This window comes from Candidatus Thorarchaeota archaeon (assembly GCA_013388835.1).
In the GTDB taxonomy this organism is placed as follows: domain Archaea; phylum Asgardarchaeota; class Thorarchaeia; order Thorarchaeales; family Thorarchaeaceae; genus JACAEL01.
Window position 1 is genome coordinate 1 of record JACAEL010000114.1, and the last position, 1784, is coordinate 1784.

A 1784-nucleotide genomic window follows, 5' to 3' on the forward strand; every position below is an offset into this window, starting at 1 on the left:
ACTCCCAGGTGTTCGACATCATCCGCGGGCTGAAGCCGTCGGGCCGGGGCGAGCTGGAGATCACTGACGTGAACAACGCCTACATCGCCCAGGGGACCATGAGCTACGAGATCCTGGACGGCTGGTGGACCGATGCGGGCACCTTTGAGTCGCTGCACCGGGCCAGCAACCTGGTGGCCACGGGCGGCGCGAATCACCTGGATGGCGAATCGCCGGCCATGCTCTTGGAGGCGGCGGCGGGATGAGCACCTGGCTGGTCACCGGGGCGGCGGGCTTCATCGGCAGCAACTTCGTGCGCCAGCTTCTGGAGGAGGAGCCCGGGGCGATGGTGATCGGCTTTGATGCCCTGAGCTATGCCGGGAACCTTGAGAATCTGGAGGATTGCCAGGCCTGCGGGCGGTTCCGCTTCGTGCGCGGGGACATCTGCGACCCGCAGGCGGTGAGGGAGGTACTGGGCGACGGGGTGGAGGTGCTGGTCAACTTCGCCGCCGAGACCCACGTGGACCGCAGCATCATGGGCTGCGGGGAGTTTATCCGCACCAACGTGCAGGGCGTACAGGTGCTGCTGGACGAGACCCGCCGCGGCGAGGTGGGGCGTTTCGTGCAGGTTTCGACCGACGAGGTCTACGGCTCGCTGGGGCCGACGGGCAAGTTCAGCGAGACTGGCCCTCGGCGGCCGAACAGCCCGTACAGCGCCTCCAAAGCGGCGGCGGACATGCTGGTACTGGCCTACCACCACACCTATGGGTTGCCGGGGGTGGTCACGTGTTGCTCGAACAACTACGGGCCTTACCAGTTCCCTGAGAAGCTGATTCCGCTGTTCATCACCAACCTGCTGGAAGGCCGCAAGGTCCCGCTCTACGGGGACGGTCTGAACATCCGCGACTGGATACACGTCAGCGACCACTGCCGGGCGATCCGGTTGGTGGCGCGGCGTGGGCGTCCTGGCGAGGTCTACAACGTCGGGGGCAACAACGAGCGCAGCAACCTGGAGATCACCCGGCTGCTGCTGGAGCTGCTGGGCCAGGACGAATCCATGATTCAGCCGGTGCCCGACCGTCCGGGTCACGACCGCCGCTACGCGGTGGACACGGGCAAGATCGAGGGCGAGCTGGGCTGGCGGCCGCGGGTCCAGTTCGAGGCCGGACTGGCCGAGACGGTGGCCTGGTACCAGGCCAACCAAGGCTGGTGGCGGCGGGTCAAGAACAAGGAATACCTGGCCTACTACGCCCGGCAGTATGCCCACGCCTGAGAGCATCTGCGTGGTCGGGGCCGCGGGCATGTTGGGCCGCGAGTTGGTCCGGCTGTGCGGTCGGCAACTGCCGATGGTGACCCTGCACGCGGTGGACCTGCCCGCGGTGGACATCAGCGATGCGGCGGCGACGGACGGGCTGATCGGCCGGCTGGCCCCGACGCTGGTGATCAACGCCGCCGCCTACACCGACGTGGACGGATGCGAGCGTCACCAGGAGCTGGCCTGGGCGGTCAACGCCGAGGGGCCGGGCAACCTGGCCCGAAGCTGCCTGGAGCACGGTGCCCGCCTGGTACAGGTGAGCACGGATTTCGTCTTTGATGGCCGCAAGCGGGTGCCCTACGTACCCGGGGACGCGATCAACCCGCTCAGCGTCTACGGGCGAAGCAAGGCCGAAGGTGAGCGCCGGGTGCGTGAGGCCCTTGGCGATCATGTGATTGTGCGTACGAGCTGGCTGTTCGCGGCCCAGGGCCGCAACTTCGTACGGACGATCCTGGGGCTGGCGGCCCGGGACGACGAGCTGCGGGTGGTG

The 1784-nt window shown here is 67.7% G+C and carries 3 protein-coding genes; all 3 read left to right on the forward strand.

Going from position 1 to position 1784, the window contains the following annotated elements; all coding sequences use genetic code 11:
• On the forward strand, nucleotides 1–245 hold a 245-nt coding region (locus tag HXY34_14205; protein ID NWF97287.1), incomplete at its 5' end, for a hypothetical protein.
• Nucleotides 242–1252, forward strand: a complete 1011-nt coding sequence (gene rfbB, locus HXY34_14210; GenBank protein ID NWF97288.1) for a dTDP-glucose 4,6-dehydratase — start codon at nucleotides 242–244, stop codon at nucleotides 1250–1252. The genes HXY34_14205 and rfbB, both read left to right, overlap by 4 nt.
• Nucleotides 1253–1280: 28 nt before the next feature.
• Nucleotides 1281–1784, forward strand: a 504-nt coding sequence (locus HXY34_14215; GenBank protein ID NWF97289.1) for a sugar nucleotide-binding protein, incomplete at its 3' end; no start/stop codon positions are given.

Excerpts from the sequence above, each read along its gene's own strand:
- rfbB (NWF97288.1), top strand. The coding sequence starts at position 242 with ATGAGCACCTGGCTGGTCACCGGGGCGGCGGGCTTCATCGGCAGCAAC.